The organism is Mesorhizobium sp. M6A.T.Cr.TU.017.01.1.1, from assembly GCF_004023115.1.
In the GTDB taxonomy this organism is placed as follows: domain Bacteria; phylum Pseudomonadota; class Alphaproteobacteria; order Rhizobiales; family Rhizobiaceae; genus Mesorhizobium; species Mesorhizobium mediterraneum.
In genome coordinates, this window is sequence record NZ_RZTA01000247.1 from 1 (window position 1) to 1,702 (window position 1,702).

Here is a 1,702-nt window from a genome sequence, read left to right on the forward strand (position 1 = left end):
TGGCCGCATTCGCCGACAGCAGCCGGTCCAGCGTCTCACGCCAAGCTCCCATGCGGGGATAGGGCTGGTGCTTGCGCTCGTAGCGGAACTCCGTCTCCTCAGAACGCAGGACCTTGCGCACCACCTTCCGGGAGATTCCCAGTTCCCGGCGTGCGGCGCGGCAATTCAAAGTGAGAGCGCAGCGTCAATCAGGATGAGAATGCCGGCGGCTTGAGACGCAGGGAGGGCGTAGCCCGACCGGAGTTTCAAGCCGCCGGCGGCGTTCCTTTCGGAGCGTGTCTGGTGTTCGCGGCCGACCGGGTATGCCGGTGGTTTTTCCGTTTTGGAGGAATCACTTTGTGCCCGGCCGCCACGTAACCGATCACCAGATGAGGCTTTTCATGAAGTTCCGGCAGACCCATACGACGGCCGTCGCGGCGGCGAAGGCGTCGATCAGCACGGCCACGGCCTATCGCATCGAGAAGGATTCGAGGCTGCCCTCGCAGAGGAAGGTTCCGCGACAACGGCGCCGCCCCGATCCGCTCGCCGACATTTTTGAGGCCGAGATCGTTCCGCTGCTGCGGACCGCGCCCGGCATCCGACCGGTCGCCATCTTCGAGGAGATGCTGCGGCGTCATCCCGAGCTGGGCAACGCCATTCGCCGCACGATCGAGCGCCGCGTCCGATCCTGGCGCGCTGTCCATGGCGAGGAACAGGAAGTCATCTTCCGGCAAGCGCACGAACCCGGCCGCCTCGGCCTGTCGGATTTCACCGATATGGGCAGCGCTGGCGTCACCATCGCCGGACAGCCGCTCGATCACCGTCTCTACCATTTCCGACTCGCCTATTCCGGCTTCGAGCATGCCCATGTCGTGCTCGGCGGCGAGAGCTTCGTTGCGCTCGCTGAAGGCCCTGCAGAACGCACTCTGGTTGCTCGGCGGGGTACCGCGCGAGCACCGCAGCGACAGCCTGTCGGCGGCGTTCCGCAACCTGGACAAGGATGCCCGCGCGGACCTGACGCATCGCTACGAGGAACTGTGCGGCCATTACGGCATGACGGCGACCCGCAACAATGCCGGCATCGCGCACGAGAATGGCTCCATCGAAGGTTCTCACGGCCATCTCAAGCGGGCGATCAACGATGCATTGCTGATGAGGGATCGAGCGATTTCGACGATCTGGCCGTCTATCGCTGCTTCGTCGACGAGATCGTCAGCCGCGTCAACGCCCGCAATTCCAAGCGCATCGACATCGAGCGCACCGAACTCCAGGAACTGCCTGTCCGGCGCACGTCCGACTATGAGGAGGTCTCTGTGCGGGCCACGTCGGCGGGCGGCTTTACGCTGCGCAAGGTGTTCTACACCGTGCCTTCACGCCTGATCGGCCACCGGCTCAGGGTGCGCCTGTTCGACGATCGGCTGGATATCTTCATCGGCGGCACGCAGCTCATGACCCTGCCGCGCGGGCGGGCCTCGCCGGCCGGCAAGCACGACCAGGTCGTCAATTACCGGCACGTCATCCATTCGCTGCGCCGCAAGCCGATGGCGCTGTTGAACTTGGTCTACCGCGACCAGCTCTTTCCGCGCGAGGCCTATCGTAAGCGGCTAGCTGATGCCGTTCAGCGCTGGTAGTTCCAAGGCATAAGCGCCTCGATATCGCTGTTTGGCCAGCCATTGGCGATACGCTCGAGGGTCTGGGTGAGCCAGGCGTGCGGATCGACCTG

At 64.5% G+C, this 1,702-nt stretch carries 1 protein-coding gene and 2 pseudogenes; 1 reads left to right on the forward strand and 2 read right to left on the reverse strand.

The window, feature by feature from the left end; translation table 11 throughout:
- A pseudogene (locus tag EOB36_RS35610) lies at positions 1-169 on the reverse strand (IS21 family transposase); the annotation flags it as partial.
- 199 nt (positions 170-368) lie between these two features.
- On the opposite strand from EOB36_RS35610, the pseudogene istA reads away from it, so the two are divergent.
- A pseudogene (gene istA, locus EOB36_RS33720) lies at positions 369-1,580 on the forward strand (IS21 family transposase); the annotation flags it as partial.
- 17 nt (positions 1,581-1,597) lie between these two features.
- On the opposite strand, the gene EOB36_RS33725 reads toward istA, so the two are convergent.
- A partial coding sequence (locus tag EOB36_RS33725) for a transposase domain-containing protein (protein ID WP_164757284.1) occupies positions 1,598-1,702 on the reverse strand: 105 nt, incomplete at its 5' end.